General features: G+C 65.8%; 23 protein-coding genes. 9 read left to right on the top strand and 14 right to left on the bottom strand.

Features of this window, described 5'->3' with window-relative positions; translation table 11 throughout:
• Positions 1–7: 7 nt before the first annotated feature.
• Genes APS40_RS21510 through APS40_RS21495 form a run of 4 tightly spaced genes read left to right on the top strand, consistent with a single transcriptional unit; the run spans position 8 to position 3,871 of the window.
• The gene (locus tag APS40_RS21510) at positions 8–940 is read left to right on the top strand and encodes an ABC transporter permease (RefSeq protein ID WP_055048987.1); all 933 of its coding nucleotides are present in this window, start codon (positions 8–10) and stop codon (positions 938–940) included.
• Positions 937–1,836 carry an ABC transporter permease gene (locus APS40_RS21505; RefSeq protein ID WP_055048986.1) on the top strand — a complete coding sequence of 300 codons (900 nt, stop codon included), beginning with the start codon at positions 937–939 and terminating at the stop codon, positions 1,834–1,836. Before APS40_RS21510 ends, APS40_RS21505 begins: the two co-directional genes overlap by 4 nt.
• Position 1,837: 1 nt before the next feature.
• Positions 1,838–3,043 (top strand): aminotransferase class V-fold PLP-dependent enzyme, encoded by a 1,206-nt coding sequence (locus APS40_RS21500; RefSeq protein WP_055048985.1) that lies wholly within the window; start codon positions 1,838–1,840, stop codon positions 3,041–3,043.
• 60 nt (positions 3,044–3,103) lie between these two features.
• Positions 3,104–3,871 carry a FadR/GntR family transcriptional regulator gene (locus APS40_RS21495; RefSeq protein WP_055048984.1) on the top strand — a complete coding sequence of 256 codons (768 nt, stop codon included), beginning with the start codon at positions 3,104–3,106 and terminating at the stop codon, positions 3,869–3,871.
• Here the strand turns inward: APS40_RS21495 and APS40_RS21490 are convergent.
• Together APS40_RS21490 and APS40_RS21485 are read right to left on the bottom strand one after the other, a co-directional pair.
• A complete protein-coding gene (locus APS40_RS21490) occupies positions 3,841–4,350 on the bottom strand; it encodes an HPP family protein (RefSeq protein WP_055048983.1) in 510 nt (169 codons plus the stop codon). The genes APS40_RS21495 and APS40_RS21490 overlap by 31 nt on opposite strands.
• A 159-nt stretch (positions 4,351–4,509) precedes the next feature.
• Entirely contained in the window at positions 4,510–4,968 is a 459-nt protein-coding gene (locus tag APS40_RS21485) for a YaiI/YqxD family protein (protein WP_197279382.1), read from the bottom strand.
• An 81-nt stretch (positions 4,969–5,049) separates the two neighbouring features.
• On the opposite strand from APS40_RS21485, the gene APS40_RS25240 reads away from it, so the two are divergent.
• A complete protein-coding gene (locus tag APS40_RS25240; protein WP_055048981.1) occupies positions 5,050–5,487 on the top strand; it encodes a hypothetical protein in 438 nt (145 codons plus the stop codon).
• 1 nt (position 5,488) lies between these two features.
• On the opposite strand, the gene APS40_RS21475 is transcribed toward APS40_RS25240, so the two are convergent.
• Positions 5,489–5,863 (bottom strand): VOC family protein, encoded by a 375-nt coding sequence (locus APS40_RS21475; RefSeq protein WP_156343034.1) that lies wholly within the window; start codon positions 5,861–5,863, stop codon positions 5,489–5,491.
• 98 nt (positions 5,864–5,961) lie between these two features.
• On the opposite strand from APS40_RS21475, the gene APS40_RS21470 reads away from it, so the two are divergent.
• Positions 5,962–6,411 carry an L-2-amino-thiazoline-4-carboxylic acid hydrolase gene (locus APS40_RS21470; RefSeq protein WP_055048979.1) on the top strand — a complete coding sequence of 150 codons (450 nt, stop codon included), beginning with the start codon at positions 5,962–5,964 and terminating at the stop codon, positions 6,409–6,411.
• Between the two features lie 9 nt (positions 6,412–6,420).
• On the opposite strand, the gene APS40_RS21465 is transcribed toward APS40_RS21470, so the two are convergent.
• From APS40_RS21465 to APS40_RS21455, 3 genes are all read right to left on the bottom strand, one after another.
• On the bottom strand, positions 6,421–6,777 hold the full coding sequence (locus APS40_RS21465; RefSeq protein ID WP_055048978.1) for a hypothetical protein: 357 nt from the start codon (positions 6,775–6,777) through the stop codon (positions 6,421–6,423).
• Positions 6,778–6,803: 26 nt separating this feature from the next.
• Positions 6,804–7,805: a P1 family peptidase gene (locus APS40_RS21460; RefSeq protein ID WP_055048977.1), complete on the bottom strand. Its 1,002-nt coding sequence runs from the start codon at positions 7,803–7,805 to the stop codon at positions 6,804–6,806.
• Between the two features lie 157 nt (positions 7,806–7,962).
• On the bottom strand, positions 7,963–9,258 hold the full coding sequence (locus APS40_RS21455; RefSeq protein WP_197279381.1) for a tetratricopeptide repeat protein: 1,296 nt from the start codon (positions 9,256–9,258) through the stop codon (positions 7,963–7,965).
• A 121-nt stretch (positions 9,259–9,379) separates the two neighbouring features.
• Between APS40_RS21455 and APS40_RS21450 the strand changes: the two genes are divergently transcribed.
• Entirely contained in the window at positions 9,380–10,156 is a 777-nt protein-coding gene (locus APS40_RS21450) for an alpha/beta fold hydrolase (RefSeq protein ID WP_055048975.1), read from the top strand.
• Positions 10,157–10,355: 199 nt separating this feature from the next.
• On the opposite strand, the gene APS40_RS21445 is transcribed toward APS40_RS21450, so the two are convergent.
• From APS40_RS21445 to APS40_RS21410, 8 genes are all read right to left on the bottom strand, one after another.
• A complete protein-coding gene (locus APS40_RS21445; RefSeq protein ID WP_055048974.1) occupies positions 10,356–11,096 on the bottom strand; it encodes an SDR family oxidoreductase in 741 nt (246 codons plus the stop codon).
• A gap of 4 nt (positions 11,097–11,100) precedes the next feature.
• Positions 11,101–12,555: an aldehyde dehydrogenase family protein gene (locus APS40_RS21440; RefSeq protein ID WP_055048973.1), complete on the bottom strand. Its 1,455-nt coding sequence runs from the start codon at positions 12,553–12,555 to the stop codon at positions 11,101–11,103.
• A gap of 28 nt (positions 12,556–12,583) precedes the next feature.
• Positions 12,584–14,203: an ABC transporter ATP-binding protein gene (locus APS40_RS21435; RefSeq protein WP_055048972.1), complete on the bottom strand. Its 1,620-nt coding sequence runs from the start codon at positions 14,201–14,203 to the stop codon at positions 12,584–12,586.
• Positions 14,203–15,069, bottom strand: coding sequence for an ABC transporter permease (locus APS40_RS21430; RefSeq protein ID WP_055048971.1), 867 nt, complete (start codon positions 15,067–15,069; stop codon positions 14,203–14,205). The genes APS40_RS21435 and APS40_RS21430 overlap by 1 nt, the downstream gene beginning before the upstream one ends.
• On the bottom strand, positions 15,066–16,013 hold the full coding sequence (locus APS40_RS21425) for an ABC transporter permease (RefSeq protein WP_055048970.1): 948 nt from the start codon (positions 16,011–16,013) through the stop codon (positions 15,066–15,068). Before APS40_RS21425 ends, APS40_RS21430 begins: the two co-directional genes overlap by 4 nt.
• A gap of 204 nt (positions 16,014–16,217) precedes the next feature.
• On the bottom strand, positions 16,218–17,708 hold the full coding sequence (locus APS40_RS21420) for an ABC transporter substrate-binding protein (protein ID WP_055048969.1): 1,491 nt from the start codon (positions 17,706–17,708) through the stop codon (positions 16,218–16,220).
• A 269-nt stretch (positions 17,709–17,977) separates the two neighbouring features.
• Positions 17,978–19,288, bottom strand: coding sequence for an acetylornithine deacetylase/succinyl-diaminopimelate desuccinylase family protein (locus APS40_RS21415; RefSeq protein ID WP_055048968.1), 1,311 nt, complete (start codon positions 19,286–19,288; stop codon positions 17,978–17,980).
• Between the two features lie 54 nt (positions 19,289–19,342).
• The gene (locus APS40_RS21410) at positions 19,343–19,726 is read right to left on the bottom strand and encodes a VOC family protein (protein ID WP_055048967.1); all 384 of its coding nucleotides are present in this window, start codon (positions 19,724–19,726) and stop codon (positions 19,343–19,345) included.
• Between the two features lie 74 nt (positions 19,727–19,800).
• On the opposite strand from APS40_RS21410, the gene APS40_RS21405 reads away from it, so the two are divergent.
• Both APS40_RS21405 and APS40_RS21400 read left to right on the top strand, forming a co-directional pair.
• A complete protein-coding gene (locus APS40_RS21405; RefSeq protein ID WP_055048966.1) occupies positions 19,801–20,436 on the top strand; it encodes a 5'-methylthioadenosine/S-adenosylhomocysteine nucleosidase in 636 nt (211 codons plus the stop codon).
• A 47-nt stretch (positions 20,437–20,483) separates the two neighbouring features.
• On the top strand, positions 20,484–20,972 hold the full coding sequence (locus tag APS40_RS21400; protein ID WP_055048965.1) for a GNAT family N-acetyltransferase: 489 nt from the start codon (positions 20,484–20,486) through the stop codon (positions 20,970–20,972).
• Positions 20,973–20,979: the final 7 nt, after the last annotated feature.

Here is a 20,979-nt window from a genome sequence, read left to right as displayed (position 1 = left end):
TCCGGGCATGATCGTCTATCTCATCAAGCGCCTGCTCTCGGTCGCAGTGACCTTCTTCATCGTTTCGCTGGTCATCTTCCTGATGATGCACGCGGTGCCGGGCGGCCCGTTCACCGAAAAGGACATGCCGCTGTCCGAGGCGGTGAAGGCCGCGCTCAATGCCCGGCTGGGCCTCGATAAGCCGCTCTGGGTGCAGTACGTCAACTACATGGCCGGCGTGCTGCAGGGGAACTGGGGCGTCCCCTATCAGTCGCCGGGCGAAACGGTGATCAGCCTGTTGCAACAGGCGTGGCTGCCCAGCCTGATCCTTGGCGGCTCGGGCGTCATCATCGGCGCGGCGCTGGGCATCCTGATCGGCATGGCCGCGGCGCTCAAGCGCAACAGCTGGATCGATTACCTGGCTTCGACCCTGTCGGTGCTCGGCCTCACCATCCCGGTCTTCGTCATCTCGATGCTGCTGATCCTGATCTTTGCGGTCTGGCTCAACTGGTTGCCCGCCAGCGGCTGGGGCAAACCCGAGCGATGGATCCTGCCCATCGCCGCCTACGCCGCGATCCCGCTCGCGACCTACGCCCGCTATACGCGTTCGGCCATGCTCGACACGCTCAACCGGCCGTTCGTGACGGCACTGCGGGCCAAGGGGCTGAGCGAAACCAGGATCATTTTCCAGCACGTCTTACGCAACTCGGCCATCCCGATGGTCACGGTGTTCCTGCCGATGTTCATGGGCACGGCCACCGGCTCGATCTTCGTCGAGGCGATGTTCCGCATCCCGGGGCTGGGCAGCTACTTCGTGTCGTCGATCACCAACCGCGACTACCCGCTCGAGATGGCACTGGTGCTGATGTTCACCATCGGCATCTGCTTCGCCTACCTGATTTCCGACCTCGTCTACGCGTGGCTCAATCCGCGCATCCGCCTTGGAGATGACGCGCAATGACCACCGAGATCGAAACCGGGGCGCTGGCCGTCCCGCCGGCGCATACCCAACGCAGTCCGGCCTATTTTGCCTGGCGGCGCTTCGCCGCCAACAAGGCGGCGGTAATCGGCGGCATCGTGCTCGGGATCATCATCCTCGCGGCGATCTTTGCGCCGCTGTTCACCAAGAGCGCGCCGGACGCACAGCTCTATCTGACGCAGTCGCTCGCCTTCCCCTCTGCCGAGTTCTGGTTCGGCGTCGATGACCTCGGCCGCGACTTCTTCACCCGCATCGTCTATGGGGCACGGGTGTCGCTGCTGATCGGGTTTGCGGCCGCGACCTGCAGCCTGCTGATCGGCATCCCGATCGGCGCCATCGCCGGCTATTTCGGCGGCAAGGTCGACTGGTTCATCATGCGCGTCATCGAAATCTTCTCGGTGGTGCCGCCGCTGCTGGCGGCCATGCTGCTGGGCGCGCTGGCCGGCGGCGGCTTCTTCACCATCATCGTGGTCGCTTCGCTGTTCGGCTGGTTCGGCGTGTGCCTGCTGGTCCGGGCGCAAGTGAAGTCGTTCCGCGAGAAGGAGTTCGTGCGGGCGTCGCAGGCGCTGGGTGCCTCGCCCTGGTACATTCTGCGCCGCCACGTCATTCCCAACTCGCTGTCGCCGATCATCGTCGGGTTCGTGCTGTCGGTGCCCGGCGCCATGATGCTCGAAGCCAGCCTCAGCTTCCTCGGCATCGGCGTTGCCCCGCCGACGCCGAGTTGGGGCCAGATGATCAATGTCGGCATCAACTTCATGTTCTTCTACTGGCACATGGCCGTGTTCCCCACGGCCGCACTCGCCATTACCGTGCTCGCCACGACGCTGTTCGGCGACGGCCTGCGCGATGCACTCGATCCCACACTGAAAGGCCGCTGACTTGTCCTCCAATCTCGCGCGACACTTCCTGCTCCGGGACGATGTCGTCTTCCTGAACCATGGCTCTTTCGGCGCCTGCCCGCGCCCGGTGTTCGAGACCTACCAGGCCTGGCAGCTCGAACTCGAGCGCCAGCCGGTGGCGTTCCTCGGCCGCGACCTCAGCGAGCGCACCAAGGTGCCGCGCGTGGCGTTGTCGGCGTTCCTCGGCACGACCTCGGAGAACATCGTCGGGCTGGTCAACGCCACCGAGGGGCTCAACATCGTCGCCCAGTCCCTGGACCTCAAACCCGGCGACGAGATCCTGACGACCGACCACGAATATTCGGCGCTGGAAAAGACCTGGACCTATGTGGCGCGCCGCACCGGCGCCAAGATCGTCACCGTCAAGGTGCCGATGCCGCTGGTCTCCGAGGCGGCGTTCACCGACACGCTGGTCGAGGCGATGAACGAGCGCACCAAGGTGCTGTTCCTCAGCCACATCACCTCGCCCACGGCGTTGGTGTTCCCGATCGAGAGGCCGATCGCCGAGGCGCGCAAGCGCGGCATCTGGACCGTGATCGACGGCGCCCACACGCCAGGCCACATCCCGCTCAACCTCGATGCCATGGGCGTCGATTTCTACGCGGGCAACTGCCACAAATGGTTGATGACGCCCAAGGGCTCGGCCTTTCTCTATGTCCGGCCGGAGTTGCAGGGGCTGATCAACCCGCTGGTGATCAGCCACGGCTGGACTGCCGATTCCAAACTGCCCGACGCCAAGGGCGCGTTCGGCAACTCACCGTTCATCGATGAACTGGAGATGCAGGGTACCCGTGACCCCGCGGCCTGGCTCAGCGTGCCGTCGGCGATCAAGTTCCGCGAGGACCATGACTGGACCCGCGTGGCTGCCGATTGCCGCGAGCTGGCACAGGAAACGGCGCGGCGGCTGCAGGCCTTGACCGGGCTCGCACCGCTCAGCACGCCGGAATTCTGTGCGCCGCAGATGGTGGCGATGCCGGTTCCCGAAATGGAGCCGGCCGAGTTCGCCAAGGAATTGATGGCGCGCTATTCGATCGAGATTCCGGTGTTCAAGTGGCAGGACCATCACATCGTCCGGGTTTCGGTGCAGGGCTATAACTCCAGGGCGCAGATGGACATTCTCATCGGCGCCTTGACCGAGATGCTGGATCTAGAGGGCAACAGGGCGCCGGCACGTCAGCACGGCTGACAAGACCACCAAACTGTGATGGTGGTGCCGGCACGGCCATGTTGGCCGGGAGGAACAGGTGTGGCGCAGGACGGAGTACTGAGCTACCTCGAACCGCTGGAGACGCGGACGCGCGGCGTCGCCGTGCTGGACGCACTTGCCGAGATGATCGAGCGGGCTGGGCTGAATGTCGGCGACCGCCTGCCGCCGGAAGTCTCGCTGGCGACGACCCTGGGCGTCGGCCGCTCCACCATCCGCGAAGCGCTCAACCGCTGGGAGGGGCTCGGCATCATTCGCCGCCGGCGCGGCGACGGGACCTATCTCGCCGCCAAGGTGCGCACCTCGCGCGGGCTCGCCCCGACGATGATCCGCTTCGAGGGCGAGGCCCTGCTCCGCCTCGTCGAAGTCCGCCGGGCGCTGGAAAACGAGGTGGTGCGCAAGGCCACGATCAACGCCACCGAGGCGCAACGGGCCGAGATTTCGCGCCTATGCGACGTGCTGCTGGTCGAGGTGGCGGCGCGTCGCAACTGGCACAAGGCCGACGCGGCCTTCCATGGCGCCATTTACGAAGCGTCGGGCAACCCGATGTTCGGCGAGATCCTGCACAAGCTGGACGAGGCGCTGGAACGCTCCAGCGAATCGCCGTTCGGCCGGGACGATTTCGGTCTCGACTCGTTCCCGCCGCATCGCGACCTCGCCGACGCGATCGTCGCCGCCGATCCGGCTCAGGCCGTCGCAGCCATCAACCTCGTGCTCGACAAGGTGCGCGACGAAATCGAGATGATCATCGAAACCGGGTTGTCGGTCGTCGAGGCCGTTCAGCCCGGTCGAGTCGGGCGGCGCGGATAGGTCACGCGCGGCGGCAACTGATGGTGGATGACCGCCACGCCGACGAGGCAGGCGGCGCCCGCGACGACCACGAGGAACAGCGTACCCATCGGCATATGGGTGGAGAATGCCACCAGCGGTACCGCGCCCGCCGGCGGGTGGGTGACGCGCAGCAGCAGCATGGCGGCGATCACCAGGCCCACCGCGATGGTCGCCACCCACCAGGCCGACGGCGCCACGGCGAAGATTGCCACGCTGATCGCCGCTGCCACCAGGTAGCCGCCAAAGATGTTGGCCGGCTGGGCCAGCGCACTCTCGGCCTGCCCGAACAGCAGAACTGCGGTAGCGCCGAACGGCGCCAGGAGCATGGGCAGGCCGGTCCAGGCCGCCAGCGCCCCGACCAGCGTCATCGCCGCCACGGCGCCGGTGCCGGACTTGAGGTGCGCCAAGGTCTGGCCGCGCGGCTCGTGCCGGTGGATGAAATCGAGAAGACGGCTCAAGTGGATACCCAGGCAGAAGAACGGTGCCCGTTTCAAGCGCAATTTTCTGCCTGTTTCAAGGGCGTACAGCCTAAGCTTCAGGCACTTTGGAAAACTTCCATCTCGGCGGTCGGGAAGGCCCGGCGGAGCCGGATCTCGGGCTGCGCCCCCGCCGATATCTCACCCTGCCCGCTTGGCGCGCTGCACAGCCGCATCGAAGGCGTGCAGGAAGGTGGAGCGATCCCGCGCCGTAAAGCCGGCATTGTAACCCTTGCTCTCGCCGGTCTCGCGCAGATGCTGGTTCAGCTCGCGCATCGCCAGCGCCATGCCGATCGACTGCTCGGTGAAGGGCTTGCCGGTCGGGCCGAGCACCACGGCGCCCTTCTTCAGCGCCCGGCCCGCGAGCGGGATATCGGAGGTTACCACCAGGTCGTTGGCTTCGGCATGTTCGACGATCCAGTCGTCGGCAGCATCGGCGCCCTGCGGCACCATGACATTGCGCACCAGGGGATCGCGTGATGGCCTGAGCCCGAAATTGGCGACGAACGTCGTCAGTACGCCGTGTCGGCCGGCGACGCGCACCACCTCGTCCTTGACCGGACAGGCATCGGCATCCACAAAGATCTGCGGCTTGGCCAAAGTTGCTCGCTCCGCTGCACAATCGCGCCGCAATGACAGCGCACCCATGCCATGACAATAGCAACGACACCGGATTCGCCGATGCGCCTTTTGCCGCTCTCCTTGCTCCTCGTTCTTCCACTGCTGGCCGCTTGCGACAGCGGCAATACACCCAAGGCCCCCTCGGCTGAAGCACCGGCAGCGGCCGTTACACCGGCCAAGACGCCGGCAACCGGCAAGACGCCCGCCACGCCCGCTTCGACTGCAAAGCTGCCGCCGGGGGCTCGGCCGCTGATCGGCAGTTGGGCGGCGCTCGACTGCACCGACAAGACAGGCCTTACGGTGGTTTCGGCCACCAGCTATTCCGCCGGCGGGAAGAGCTGCGACATCGCCTTCAGCGACAACAAGGACGGCACGTTCAGCGCGACCTGCAACAAGCAGACGCTGAAGCTGACGCCGATCTTCGGTCCATCAGGCGAAGGTATCCGCATCGCGGTGGGCGACGCAAAGCCGAACACGGTATTCCGCTGCTCGAAATAGCCTACATGCCCTGAACGAAGCCGAGAATGTTGCCTTCGGAATCCTTGGCCCAGGCGTTCTTCACCGGGCCGAAGCTGGCGACGCCATTCTCGGTCTTCAACTCCGGCAGGTCGTAGTCGAGGAACACCACGCCCTTGCTGCGCATGTCCCGCATATCGGCGTCGAGGTCGGCGGTGTCGAACGACAGCAGCGTGTGCTCGGCGGTCCCGGCGAAATCGGATTTGTAGAGATAGGCGCGCACGCCGCTCAGGTCGTAGTTGGCGCCGTATTCATCCTGTTTGGCCGGGACGATCCCGAGTTTGTCCCGGTACCAGGCCACGGCCCGCTCGACATTGTGGGCGGGAAGCATGGCGGTTGCTCTGTTCTGCGCGTTCATGGCGTCCTCCATCACTGTACAGTGGCAACGCATCAGGCCGGATGGGGTTTCCCGGCGCGATCGATCCTGCCATCATCGCCTGCAGCCGGAGACCACAGATGACCCCATTCGAGCGCATCACCACCGAGGTTCGAGCCCAGATTCCGCTGGTCCGCGCCATGGAGGCGGCGCTCGGCAAGGAACAGGCGCATGCGCTGGTCCGGGCGGCACTCGACAAGGCCAATCGCGCCATCGTTGCGCAACGCGGCGCGCTGCTCGATATCCCCACCCTTGCCGCCGAGTTCGCCGGCTTCGGCGAAGGCGTGCGCTACGAGTTCGAAACGCTGGAGCAGACCGACGCGCTGTTGCGCAACCAGGTCACCCATTGCGACTATGCCGAGTTCATGGAGCAGATCGGTGCCCGCGACCTGGGCGAACTGCTGATCTGCAACGGCGATTTCGCCATGGCCGACGAACTCGGATTGAAGCTCGAGCGGACCAAGACCTGCATGAACGGCGATGGCATGTGCAATTTCTGCTACCACGTGAAGGCGACGCCGGCGGCGTAACCCCGTGACTCAGCGCACCTCCTCTATGTCCACCCAGATGTAACCGCGGGCTTCGAGGCGGCGCAGCGCAATCCGCGCACTCTCCATGCCTGAGTTGGCCTTGCGCTCGAGCTCCTTGAGCAGACCGAGCGCCGAGGCGCGGTCGCCCGCCTTGACGTACAACTCGAACGCGCGGGCGTAGTCCACCCGCACGCATTTGACGCCTTCCCAGCTCCCGCGCTGGTAGAGACTTCCCGCCGCCAGCATCTGCTTGGGCCCTTTCTCGGCCTCGGCAATGACACGCTCGCAATGTTGCTTTGGCGTTTCTGCCCCGGTCGCAGGCGCCACTATCGCCGACAAGATCAGCGCAAGAACGAAGTACTTCATGATCGACTACCCCCAAGCGCCGATCGTTAACTCCAGCGCTCCCGCCATGTCGGTACCACATCATTGTCGGCGGCGCTTGCGGAATAGATAGCGCGCGCCATGGCTCTACTGAGGCACACGGCAGCGGCGTGCCCGAGTTGCAGGACGTTCAACACGGGCGTCTCGATCGGCCTTGCACCGGTCGACACCGAAAAGACCAGGTCGCCGTCCACCTGCGTGTGAGCCGGGCTGGCGCCGCGGGCGATGCCGTCCTGCGCCGCTACGGCGAGGCGCTTGAGCTGAGCCTTGCTGAGGTCGGCGTCGGTTGCGACGATGGCGATGGTGGTGTTGGAGATCGGCGTCACCCAGTCGCGTTTCGAACGCGCGGTCTGGGCGAACGGCATCGCCCCCGGCAGCGGGCCGAAGCCGCCAAACTCGTCACCTGCCTCGAACGGCGCCGCCCAGAAATGCTTGCTGTCGCCCATGGTGACGCTGCCGGTGGGGTTCGCCACCACCAGCGCGCCGACGGTGAAGCCGCCGGGGATCACCAGCGAGGCCGAGCCCAGCCCGCCCTTGAGGTTTGCCGTCAGCGCGCCCACCCCAGCACCTGCAGTTCCCAGTGCGAAACTCTCGCCGGCATTGGCCAGCGCCCTGGCGCCGAGGGCGCGATAGGGGTTCTCGTCCCAGTCCTTGTCGCCGTTGTTGAGCAGGTCGAAGATGATGGCGCCGGGGACGATCGGCACCGTGGCCTTCTCGACGCGGAAGCCGCGGCCAAGCTTGCGCAACCCGTCGCTGACCCCGGACGCCGCATCGAGCCCGAAGGCCGAGCCGCCCGAAAGCACCAGCGCGTCGATCTCCTCGACCAGCTTGTCGGGCGCCAGCAGTTCGGTCTCGCGCGAGCCGGGCGAGCCGCCCATCACGTCGACCGAGGCGCGGAACGGCTTGTCGGCCACCAGCACGGTGGTGCCGGTCTTGATCTTGTGGTCTTCGGCATTGCCGACGCGCAGGCCGGCGACGTCGGTGATCAGGTTACGCGGTCCGGGTTGCATCCGGGCTCCTTTAGGGATTCGAAGTTACGGCACCCTAGCCCACCCCCATCACCGGGTCATTCCCGCGAAAGCGGGAAACTCCGTTTGCGATGGGCGGGAGCAGAAAAACCGAGGCTCCCGCTTTGCGGGAATGAGTCCGTGGTCGTAGCGAACAAGGTCAGGCCGGGCTTCCCAGCCGTTCGTTCACCAGCGCCAGCGCCTGGTTGACCGGCACGCCGTCCGGATCCCACGTCCGGCGCATTTCCAGCATCTGCCGCGCGATCGCCCAGTTGCAGAGCTTCAGGTGCGCATCGAGCAGCAATTGCCCGAACAGGTCCCGTTGGGCATGGCTGCCGCCGATCTCGCTCATCCGCGGGTTGGCGAGCGCAAGCCACTTCGCCGCCGCGCCGTAGTCACCCCTCGCGTGCGCGAGCACGCCGCGCGCCGCCGGCAACGCCACGTCCTGCCACACCACGCTGTCGAATGCCGTGGAGGTCGCGGCCTTCTCCTCGACCGCGCGCAGCAGTTCGTCGGCCTCGGCCCGCTCGGCCCGCGCCAGTCCGTAGAGATATTGCAGCGTCAGGAACGGCTGGATCGTGTCGCGCCCCCTGCCCTGCATGTGACGCGCCACATCCTCCCAGCGGTTGCCGACATCCATGCCGGCCACCTCCATGCGGGCGAGCAGCGACACCGCACCCACCTGGTCCTGCGAGTAGTCCGGCTCGATGCCCCAGACATGGTTGTCGTAAGCGTCGAACACAGCGGCATGGTCGCCCTGGCTGATGTGGAACAGCGCCTTGTGCCACCAGTTGTGGGTGTACATGAAAGAGTTGAGATCGACCCAGGTCTGCTGCGCCTCGGTGAGAAACTCCACACCCTCCGCAACCCGGCCGGTGCCGAGCATCACATGCGCCAGCGCATGCTGCGCCCAAGGCTCCTTGGTCTTGAGCTTCAGCGCCAGCCGCGCTTCGCGCTCGGCGGTTTCGAGGTCGTGCAGTTGCTCATAGCCGAAGGCGAGCATGCCGTGGATATGCGGGCTATCGACGTTCGCCGCTTCTGCTGCCCTGGCGATGCGCAGCATGCCGGCGGCATCGCCGCGGTTGAAGCTGAAATACTGGTGCAGTTTCACCGAGGCGAGGTCGCGCGGATAGCGCGCCACGATCTCGTCGCCGATCGCCTGCACGGCGGGGATATCGTCGGCGATCCAGCGTTCGAGCTGCGCGAGCAGCATGCGCTCGCGCTCGTTCGCTCCGGCGGCAGCGGCCTGGGCCCGCGCCAGATACGTGCCGGCTGCCGTCTTGGCGCCGTCGGCCTCGAGGAACATCCAGGTGAAGCCGGCATAGGTGTTGGCCAGCACCGCGTCCGGCTCGCCATCCGCCGCGGCAATGATGTTGGCGGCCTTTTTCTCGTAGCCGAGAAAGCCCGTGACGAAGTCGTCGATCCCATCAAGTGTCGCCGTGCTGGCGCGGCTCACTTCATTTCCGAGCGCATCCTGTGCCATGCTCGCAACGCCATTTTGTCCAATCGGTCAAAACATATACCTGCCGCGGCGCATGTCCACGCCGCCATCGGGCAATTGCTTCCGGGATCCCCTCATGCCGCAGTTTCAGAACGGCGCCGCCAGCGTGCATTACGAAATCGTCGGCTCCGGCCGACCGCTGCTGCTGATCGCCGGCACGGCCAGCGATGGCGCCAGTTGGGGACCGCTGCTGCCGCTGCTCCCCGGGCGGCAGCTGATTCTCATCGACAATCGCGGTTCCGGCCAGACCCGGGTCGAAGGCCCGATCGAGCTCGAAGAGATGGTCGCCGATTGCGCGGCCCTGCTCGACCATCTGGGGATCGACCGCATCGATGTGATCGGCCACTCGCTGGGCGGCTTTCTCGGTCTCGCGCTCGCCGCGACCCACCCGGCGCGGGTGAGCCGGCTGGTGACCATGGGCGCCGGCACCATCAGCCCCAAGGCGCGAATCCTCTTCGGTGACCTGTCGCGGCTCTACTTCACGGTACCGGCGCCCGACTGGTTCCGGCTGCTCTACCAGTGGCTGTTCTCGACCCCGTTCTTTGCCGAGGAGGCGAATGTCGCCGCGGCAGCGGCGGCCTCCACCGCTTACGCGCACCGCCAGTCGCCGGGCGATTTCGCGCGTCAGGTGGCGGCTATCGATCGCGGCATGGCGGTCGACTTGTCGGCCCTGGCCTGCGAAGTGCTGGCGCTGTCGGGCGACCTCGACCTCTTGGCGCCGCCCGGTGCTGTCGAAGAGCTGCACGGCAAGGTGCCGCGCTTCACCCACGAGCGGATCGTCAACGCCGCCCACTCGCTGCATTGGGAGGCCCCGGCCGCCGTGGCGCGGGAAATCAATGGCTTTCTCCGTTGACGTGACAGGACCGTGCGCTTGGCGCCCCTCACCCCGTCCCTCTCCCCAGAGGGGCGAGGGGGCGTTGTGGCACTGCCGGTGCAAAGTGCGTCCCCTCGCCCCTCCTAGGGGAGCGCGAGAGCGCCCCCGGGGGGAGAGGGTTAGGGTGAGGGGCGCCAAGCGCACCGGCTCAGAGATACACCGCGGCAAAAATGGGCGCCTAAATCACCCGGCCGCCGTCCACCTCCAGCGCCACGCCGGTGATCATCGAGGCTTCGTCCGAGCAGAGGAAGCAGGCGGCGTTGCCCATGTCCTCGGGCGTCGAGAAGCGGCCGAGCGGGATGGTGGAGAGAAACTTCGCCCGGATTTCCGGCGTGTCCTCGCCCATGAAGGTCTTGAGCAGCGGCGTTTCACCGGCCACCGGATTGATCGCGTTGACGCGCACGCCGAGGGGCGCCAGCTCCACCGCCATCGACTTGGTGGCCGTCACCATCCAGCCCTTGGACGCATTGTACCAGCTGAGCCGGGGGCGCGGGCTCACCGCGGCGGTCGAGGCGACGTTGAGGATCACGCCGGTCTTCCGCGCCTTGAAGTGCGGCACCAGGTGCCGCGCAGTCAGGTAGACCGACTTCATGTTGACGTTGAACACCCGGTCGAAGTCGGCCTCGGAGATCTCGTCCAGCGCCGCCGGCAGGTGCGACACGCCCGCATTGTTGACGAGGATATCGACCTTGCCGAAGGCCATCAGCACCGCGGCCGCCAGTTGATTGACGCTCGCGTCCTTGCTGACGTCGACATGGCCCGCCTTCTGGCCAAGTTCGCGCGCCAGCGCTTCGGCGCCCTCGAGGTTGATATCCGCGATCAGTACCTTTGCACCCTCGGCGGCGAACTTCCGCACGATGCCGGCGCCAAACCCCGATGCACCGCCCGTAACGATGGCGACTTTGTCCTGCAGTCTCATGAAATCACCCGTGCCATGCGGCCACTGTCTTCAATACCGAGAAGCCATACAGCGCCTCGAAACCCTTTTCGCGCCCATGGCCGGATTTGCCGATGCCACCGAAGGGCAGCTCGACGCCACCGCCAGCGCCATAATTGTTCAGGAACACCTGGCCGGTCCTGATCGCCTTGGCCATGCGCATCTGCCGCCCGCCATCGCGCGTCCAGACGCCGGCGACGAGGCCGAAATCCGTGCCGTTGGCGATGGCGACCGCTTCCGCCTCGTCTTCGAACGGGATCACCACCTGCACCGGCCCGAAGATTTCGTCCTGCGCCAGCCGATTGTCCGCGGAAACGCGCGAGAGCAGCGTCGGCGCCTGGTAGTGCCCGCCATGCGGCGCATCGCCAACGATGCTGCCCTGCCCGGCTATCTCGGCGCCGCCGAGGTCGCTCAGAAACCCGCCGACAATCTCTTTCTGCCGCTCCGATACCAGCGGGCCGAGATCGAGGTCGGCCACAGCCGGGCCTACCCGCAGCGCACGATAGCGAGCAGCCATCCGACCCAGCACTTCGTCGTGGATCGACTGGTGCACCAGGATACGCGAACTGGCCGAGCAGGTCTGACCGGCGTTCTGAATGCCGGCGTTGATCAGGAACGGCAGCGCGCGGTCGAGATCGGCGTCCTCGAACACCAGCTGCGGGGACTTGCCGCCCAACTCCAGCGTCACCGGCACGACATTCTCGGCGGCAGCGTGCTGGATCAGCTTGCCGACGCCGACCGAGCCGGTGAACGAGATGTGGTTGACGCCTGGATGCGCCGTCAGCGCAGCGCCGGCTTCCTCGCCCAACCCCGGCACCACGTTCAGCACTCCGGCCGGCAGCCCGGCCTCCTCGGCAATACGGGCAAAGGCGATCGCCGTGAGGCAGGCTTCCTCGGCCGGCTTCAGCACCGCCGCATTGCCCATGGCCAGGGCACCGGTCACTGAGCGCCCGATGATCTGCATCGGGTAGTTCCAGGGGATTATGTGTGCCGTCACTCCATGCGGTTCGCGTAGCGTGTAGACGGTGTAGCCATCGAGATAGGGGATGGTTTCGCCATGGATCTTGTCGCAGGCGCCGCCATAGAACTCGAGATAGCGCGCCAGCGCCAGCGCGTCGGCCCTGGCCTGCTTCAACGGCTTGCCGACATCCAGCGCTTCGATCCGTGCCAGGTCATCGACCCGCTCCAGCACCTTCTGCCCGATGCGGGTCAGGATGCGGCCGCGCTCTGCGGCCGGTGTACGGCCCCACTCTCCGGCCAGCGCCACCTGCGCCGCCGACACCGCCGCGTCGACGTCGGCCGCGTTGCCCCGGGCGATCCGGCCGATGGTCTCGCCGGTCGAGGGGTCCTCGATCGGCAGGTAGTCGCCGCCTTGCGGCGCGACCCAGCGGCCGCCGATGAAGCACTTGGAGGAATCGAAGAACAGGCCCAGGTCGGTCATATCAAGCTCGTTTCTGCCGTGACGGTCGCTATGCGCCCGCGGCCTCGCGCTTGGCAAGCGCGCCTTCGAGGTTCGGCGTCGCAGCCAGCAACTCCTGTGTGTAAGGGTGCTTCGGTGCGCGGAACACCTCTTCGGTCGCCCCTTCCTCGACGATCTTGCCGGCCCGCATCACCAGAACGCGGTCGGTGATGGAGCGGACGACGGCGAGATCGTGCGAGATGAACAGGTAGCTGAGTTGCAGGCGGTCGGAGAGCTCAGCCAGCAAATCCAGCACCTGTGCCCGCACCGACACGTCGAGCGCCGACACCGCTTCATCGAGAATGATCAGGCTCGGCTCGATGATCAGGGCGCGTGCAATGGCGATGCGCTGCCGCTGGCCGCCCGAGAACTCGTGCACGTACTTCTCGCCGTCGCCGGCCGAAAGCCCGACCTCCTCCAGTGCCCTGGCGATGCGCCTGCTACGTTCCGCGCCCGACGGTGCCGCCGAGCCGAGCAGATGGAACGGCTCGCTCACCAGCCGGTCTACCCGATGGCGCGGATTGAAGCTGCCATAGGGGTCCTGGAATACCACCTGCAGGTGGCGGCGGGTGGCGAAGCTAGCGCCTTTCCCTGGATCGATCGGCTCCCCGGCGATGGCGATGCGGCCGCCCTGTATCGGCTCCAGCGCCATGATGGCGCGAGCCAGCGTTGACTTGCCGCAGCCGGATTCTCCCACCAGGCCGACATTCTCCCCCTTCTCGATCCGAAGCGTCACGCCATCGACGGCGCGCAGCGCCTTGCGCCCGCCGAACAGCCCGCGCCGCGGCAACGGATACTCGCGCACGACCTGGTCGACCGCCAGCACCGGCGTACCGCCCACGACCGCGGGTGGGATACGGGGCGGCACGTGCGACGAGGCATCGAACAGCGCCTTCGAATACGGGTGCCTCAGATTGCGGAACAGCTCGACGGTGGGCCCGGCCTCCACCACCTCGCCCTGCCGCATGATCGACACCTTGTCAGCGAGCCCGGCGATCACTCCGAGATCATGGGTGATGAACATCAGCCCCATGCCGTCTTCATCGACGAGCTTCTGCAGCAGCCTCAGGATCGCGGCCTGCGTGGTCACGTCCAGCGCAGTCGTCGGCTCATCGGCGATCAACAGCTTCGGCCGCATGGCGATGGCCATGGCGATCACCACGCGCTGGCGCTGGCCGCCGCTCAGTTCATGCGGGTAGCGGTCGAGCGGGAAGCGCGCGGTGGGCAGTTCGACGCGCTCGAGGGTCTGACGCGCCACCTTCAGTGCCTCACGCCGGCCGAGGCCGCCATGCACCATGGCCGTCTCGGCCACCTGGTCACCGATGGTCTTGACCGGATTCAGCGCCGTCATCGGTTCCTGGAACACCATGCCGACGGTGCCGCCCCGGATTCTCCGCATCTCGGCATCGCCGAGCCCGAGCACTTCGCGGTCGTCGAGTTTGATCGAACCCGAAGTCGTCGCGCCGAACGGCAGCAGCTGCATGATGCTGAGCGCCGTCATCGACTTGCCGGAGCCGCTCTCGCCGATGACGCCGAGGATTTCTCCGGCGTCCACCGACAGGTCGACATTTTTGAGGATCGGGAACTTGCCGATCGACAGCTGCAGGGCCTTGACGTCGAGCAGCGCCATCAGCGGGTCCGCCTCAGCCGAGGATCGAAGATATCGCGCAGCCCGTCGCCGAGCAGGTTCACCCCCAGCACCATCAGCACGATGGTGAGGCCGGGCACCAGCGCCACATGGGGCGCGAGGCTGATCATGGTCTGGCTGTCGGCCAGCATCTTGCCCCAGCTTGGGGTCGGCGGCTGTACACCCAGACCGACATAAGCCAAAGCGGCTTCGGCGAGGATGCCGAGGGCAAACTGGATGGTCGCCTGCACCACCAGGGTGTTGAGGATATTGGGCAGGATATGCTCGAACGAGATGCGCGCCGCCCCCTTGCCCGAAACCCGCGCGGCCATGATGAACTCGCGCTGCCACAGGCTCAGCGCTCCGGCGCGCGCCAGACGGGCGAAGACCGGCATGTTGTAGAGCCCGACGGCAATGATGGCGTTGATCGCCCCCGGCCCGAACACCGCAGTGATCAGGATGGCGATGAGCAGCGCCGGGAAGGCGAACACCAGGTCGTTGGCCCGCATCAGCACATCGTCGAGCAGCGTGCCGCGCTGCGCCGCGGCCCACAGCCCGATCGGCACACCGATCAGCATGGCGACGGTCACCGCGATGAAAGCGACGGCGATCGAGGTGCGGGCGCCCACCATGATCATCGAGAAGATGTCGCGGCCGAAGTGGTCGGTGCCGAACCAATGCTCGGCCGAAGGCGGCTTGAGCTTGTTGGGGATGTTCTGCACCAGATAGTCGTAGGGCGTCCAGACGAACGACAAAAGCGCCGCCAGCACGAAGACCAGGGTGATCGCCGCCCCGATGAGGAAGTTCGGCGAACGGAGCGCCGCCCTCAGCAGACTGTCGCGCGAAGCCGGCGCGGCAAGGGTGCTCATCGGGTCGCCCTCCTGAGACGCGGGTCGACCAGGGCGTAAGTGATGTCGACGAGGAAGGTGACGAGGATCACCGCGAAGACCAGCAGCATCACCACCGACTTGACCACGATCAGGTCGCGCGAGGTGATGCCCTGAAACACCAGGCGGCCGAGACCGGGCAGGAAGAACACGTTCTCGATGATGATGGCCCCGGCGAGGAGGAAGGAGAACTGCAGCCCGATGATGGTCAGCACCGGGATCAGCGCGTTACGCAGGGCATGGCGCCACAGCGTCTGCCCCTGGCTCAGGCCCTTGGCCCGGGCCGAACGGATGTAGTCCTCACCCAGCGTATCGAGCAGCGAGGAGCGCATGACGCGGGCGAGGATCGAGGCCTGCGGCAGCGCCAGCGCCACTGCCGGCAAGGTCAGCGCCTTCAGCGCCAGAACCGGGTCCTGCCAGCCGGGAAAGCCCCCAGCCGAGAACCATCTGAGGGTGATCGAGAACAGCAGCACCAGCAGCATGGCGAACCAGAAGTTCGGCAGCGCCAGGCCGACCTGGGTCGCGCCCATGATGCCGACATCGGTCGCCGAGTTGCGTCGAACGGCGGCAAGGATGCCGACCGGAAAGGCGACCAGGGTCGACAGGGCGAGCGCGAACAGCGCCAGTGGCAGCGAGATCCAGATGCGGTCGGCGATCAGCTTGGCCACCGGCACCTTATAGGTGTAGCTGATGCCGAAATCGCCGTGCAGCAGCCCCAGCACCCAGCCGAAATAGCGCTCCAGCAGCGGTCCATCGAGACCGAGCGCCGTGCGCAGCGCCGCCGTGGCCTCGGGCGTGGCGTTCAGCCCCAGCATGAACTGCGCCGGATCGCCCGGAACCACCTCGAGCACGAGGAAGATGACGATCGAGGCGGCGATCAGGCTGAGGACGAGTGAGACCAGACGGCCGAGGATGAACGAGGGCATCAGCAGACGCCCCCTCTCGTGCAGTCGGCCACGATTGTCGTTCCCCCACGGATGTCATCCCAGCGAAAGCTGGGACCCAATTCTCCCCCCGAGCAAGCGGTGAGTTGGGTCCCAGCTTTCGCTGGGATGACATTGCGGGTGTGGGAGGGACTGGTGATCAAACGCATCAGAGTGGGAGGCGGACAATGCCCGCCTCCCAAGCACTCACTCTTCCCACGAAACGCCGGTGAGGTCGGTCGCCTGGGTGGGGGCGTTGGCCCACATGCCCTTGAGCTTGGCGTTCTCGACCCCGACCTTGGCGAGCTCGAACAGGAAGCCGACGACATAGTTGTCGGCGAGGTTCTTCTCGGCGGCCTTGGTCAGTTCCGAGCGCTTGGCCGGGTCCGACGTCACCGCGAGATCGGCGATGATCTTCTTGAAGTCGGCATTGTCGTAATTGAAGTAGTAGCCGTCACGCGCAAAGATCCCGATATCGTTGGGTTCGGTGTGCGAGATGATGGTCAGGTCGTAGTTCTTGTCGGTGAACACCTCGCTGAGCCACTGCGCCCATTCGAGATTGGTGACCTCGGTCTTAATGCCGACCGCCGCCAGCTGGCTGGCGATGATCTCACCGCCGCGCCGCGCGTAGCCCTCCACCGGCGGCAGCTTCAAGGACAGCGTCAGGTCGGTGACGCCCGCCTCGGCCAGCAGCGCCTTGGACTTTTCCGGATCGTAGTTGGACTGAGCCGTGAGGTCGACATAATCGGGGTTGGCCGGCGACAGGAAGGTGCCGATCGGCGTGCCGTAGCCGAACATCGCGCCGTCGATGATCGCCTGGCGATCGATGGCGTGAGCGATGGCTTCGCGCACCTTGACATTGTCCAAAGGCGCCTTGCCGTTGTTCATCGACAGGATCGTCTCTCCCTCGGTCGAGCCGATCACCACGCGGAAGCGCGGGTCGTTCTGGAACTGCGCCACGGTTTCCGGGGCGGGGAAGTTCGGGAAGGTATCGACGTCACCGGCCTGCAGCGCCGCGAAGGCGGCGGTCGGATCGGCGATGAACTTGAACGTCGCCGCTTCGAGCTTCACCGGAGTGCCCCAATAGGCCTGGTTCTTCTCGAGCGTGATGCTGTCGCCTTCAACACGGTTCTTGAAGCTGAACGGACCGGTGCCGATCGGGTTGGTCTTGTTGTTGTCGGCGCTTTCCGGCGCCACCATCACCGCATCGCCCCAGGCGAGGTTGTAGATCAGGTTGCCGTCGGGCTGTTTAAGCGTGACCTTGACGGTCGCGGGATCGACCACTTCGACTGAGGCGATCGAGGCATAGAGCGCCTTCTGGGCGTTGAGCGAGCCTTCGGCATTGATGCGGTCGAGCGAGAATTTCACGTCATCGGCATTGAAATCGGTGCCGTCGTGGAACTTGGCGCCTTCGACCAGATGGAAGGTGTAGGTCAGGCCGTCGTCGGAAATCTCCCAGGACTTCGCCAAAGCCGGGACGACGCTGCCGTCGGCGGTGATGCGCGTCAGTCCTTCGAAGACGTTGGCGTAGACCACTTCGTCGACAGCGGCGGCTGCTTCGGCAGTCGGGTCGAGGCTCGGCGGTTCCAGCACGAGGCCGACCTTCACGTCGGTCCGCGTCTGGGCCAAGGCCGGCGTCATCGCGGTGGTCATTGCCAATACGCCGGCCAGAGCCAGCACGACCAGTGATCTGCGCATGATTATCCCTTCTGTTGCCGACCGCTTACCCCCGCGGTCGTTGGACGATCCTAGGATGCTTCCGGCTCGAGGTGAACCGGTTGCGCGGCGCGATTTGCGCGTCGCGTGTAGCTTGCGGGAAACAACATTCTTCCGTTAGCCGCCACCGTACATGCCTTCCTTCACCGGGTCATTCCCGCGAAAGCGGGAACCTCCGTTCTGGAGCGCGCTGAGGGTGCGGCAACCGAGGTTCCCGCTTTCGCGGGAGTGACGCCGTGCGCACAGCACGATCACGACTGGGGCCCCAGCAAATCAAGCAGCGCCAGAGCCATGACCTTAGCCGAATCCAGCATGTCGTCGACGCCGATCCACTCGTCGGGCTGGTGCGCCAGGTCGAGGATGCCGGGACCGTAGGCGATACAGTTCTTCAGCCGCCCGATCCGGTCGATGTGCTTCTGGTCGTAAGTGCCGGGCGACACGACATACTCCGGTGAGACCCCCATCACCTCGCCGATCGCCCTCGCGACCGAGCGGACTATCGGCGCCTCCTTCTCGGTCATGGTCGGCGAGATGGTCCAGAGATCACGGATTTCGTAGCTGAAGCCCGGCCGTTCGGCCTTCAGTTTGTCGAGCAGATCGATGACCTCCTGCCGCACCGCAGCCGGGCTCTCCTCGATCAGGTAGCGGCGGTCGATGACGATACGGGCGGAGTGCGCCACGACCGGGGCCGGAAAACCCGTGAAACCACCCTCCGGCTCGGCCTGCCCGCCATGGATCGAGTTGATATTCATGGTCGATTGCCGCGCGCCGGGCGGCACCACCGGCATGGCGGTGCGCTTGCCGGCCAGCGAAGGATAGAGCACGTCCTCGAACTGGCGCAGCACTTCGGCCATGTGGCGGATGGCGCTGTCGCCGAGAAACGGCATCGAGCCGTGAGCGATCCGCCCGAAGGTTTCGATCTCGGCCCACCAGACGCCGCGGTGTCCCAGGCAGATGCGATCCTTGTTGAGCGGTTCAGGGATGATGACGTGCTGCACCCGCTCGGGTGAGAAGTAGCCCCGCTCGGCGAGGTAGGCGACGCCGCCGAAACCACCGGTCTCCTCGTCCGCCGTGCCCGAGATCTCGATGGCGCCGCGATAGTCCGGCACGATGTCGGCGAACGCCTCGGCGGCGATGATCGATGCCGCCAGCCCGCCCTTCATGTCACAGGTGCCGCGGCCGTAGATTCGCCCGTCCTTCAATTCACCGCCGAACGGGTCGAAGGTCCAGCCGCGGCCCACCTCCACCACATCGTGGTGCGAGTTGAAGTGCACGGTCTCCCCCGGCCCGGCGCCTTCGCGGCGCGCCACGACGTTCCAGCGCGGATACTTGTCGCTGTCGCCAGGCTTGCCCTCGGCACGAATCAATTCAACGGCATAGCCGCGTTTGCTCAAGCGGCGGGCGAGATAATCGCAGATCTCGCGATAGTTCTCGCCGGGCGGGTTGACCGTCGGAATCCGGATCAGGTCCTGCGTCAGGGCGATGAGGTCGTCGCGCCGGGCGTCGAGTTCGGCGGTGAGGCGCGGCTTCGCATCGGCCGCCAGAGAAGGTGCAATCGTCATGGCGCGGCAGACTGTTGTCCGCCGCACGCGCTGTCAATGCGGAGCGAGGAGAACTCAGTTCGGCTCGTCGCCGATCGCCAGCAGGTTGCCCTCGGAATCCTTGAACCATGCGCCATGGTAAGGGCCCATGCTGGCCATGCCGTTCTCGGTCTTGAGACCAGGTAAATCGTACTCCTCGAACTTGACGCCCCGCTCCCTCAGCATCTGCATATCGGCGGCGACGTCCCGCGAGCTGAAGGCCATGGCGGTGTTCTGGGCGGTGCCGGCGAACTGCGTCTCGTAGAGCTGGAAGCCGGTGCCGTCGGCAAGCCGATAGACGATGCCGATCGGCAGTTCCTGGGCCGGTTCGAGGCCGAGCTTGTCACGGTACCAGGCCTTGGCGCGAGCAAGGTTGGATGCCGGGATAGTGGAGTAGGCACGATGATCGGACAGAAGCATGATGTCCTCCGTTGCATGAGCCGCCCCTGGAGTTTACGCCTCGGGCTCCGCCCTGAACATCCGGACGAGTCCTCATGCCTTTTGCGTCTCGCACAGCCGGCTCGGCCGACATCCTCTACGTCATGGCGCTCGACAACGAGTACGGCCCGCACCTCAGGTCGCGGATCACGCCATTGATGACGGGGGTCGGACCGGTGGAGGCCGGCATTGTCGTCACCCACGCGCTGGCAAAACTGGAGCTCGAAGGAAAGCTGCCGGCCCTGGTGGTCTCACTCGGTTCGGCGGGGTCGGCAAAGCTGGAGCAGACCAGCGTCTATCAGGCGAGCTCTGTCGACTATCGCGATATGGACGCCTCGCCGCTGGGATTCGCGCCCGGGGTGACCCCGCTGCTCGATCAGCCCGCAGTCATGCCGCTCGGGCCGTTCGTGCCTGACATCGCCAAGGCAACGCTCTCCACCGGCGCCAACGTAGTATCAGGCAAGGCCTATGACCGGATCAACGCCGATATGGTCGACATGGAGACCTACGCCGTCCTGCGTGCCTGTCAGCGCTTCGGGCTGCCGCTTATCGCCCTGCGCGGCATCTCGGACGGCGACGAAGAGTTGGGGCACCTCGACGACTGGACGCGCTACCTGCATATCGTTGACGAGAAGCTGGCGCATGCCGTCGACTTGCTGGAGGCAGCACTTTCAGCGGGTACGCTGGAATAAGCCCCGAAACTCCCGTCGGTGCGGACGGATCGTGCTAGGCTAGTCGGATGATGGCAGCAGACCAGTACAGTTTCCGCAAGGCGACGGTGGACGATCTTCCGTTGCTTGCCGCGTGGCGAGCGACCCCGCATGTCCGCGAGTGGTGGGATCCCGACGGCTCATACGATGCGGAAGACCTGGCTGACCCCCGAGTGGCGCGCTGGATTGTCTCAACCGCAGGACGCCCGTTCGCATATATGCAGGACTACACCGTTCATGGTTGGGAAGATCACCACTTTGCCGGACTTCCTCAGGGGGCGCGAGGAATAGATCAGTATATCGGCGACCCCGGGATGATCGGGGTCGGGCATGGATCGGCCTTTATCCGGGCTCGGATGAGGGCTCTCTTCGATAGCGGGGTTCCCGTTATCGGCACCGATCCTCACCCGGCGAACGAGCGGGCGATCGCCGTCTACAAGAAACTCGGCTTCGAACCGTCCGGATCACCTCAGGAGACGCGGTGGGGCCTGATCTTGCCGATGCTTGCGCTGCCGTAGCGGCTCG

This window comes from Devosia sp. A16 (assembly GCF_001402915.1).
Classification (GTDB): domain Bacteria; phylum Pseudomonadota; class Alphaproteobacteria; order Rhizobiales; family Devosiaceae; genus Devosia_A.
The sequence above is the reverse complement of the archived record's forward strand: the minus strand, read 5'-3'. Positions and strand labels throughout refer to the sequence as shown.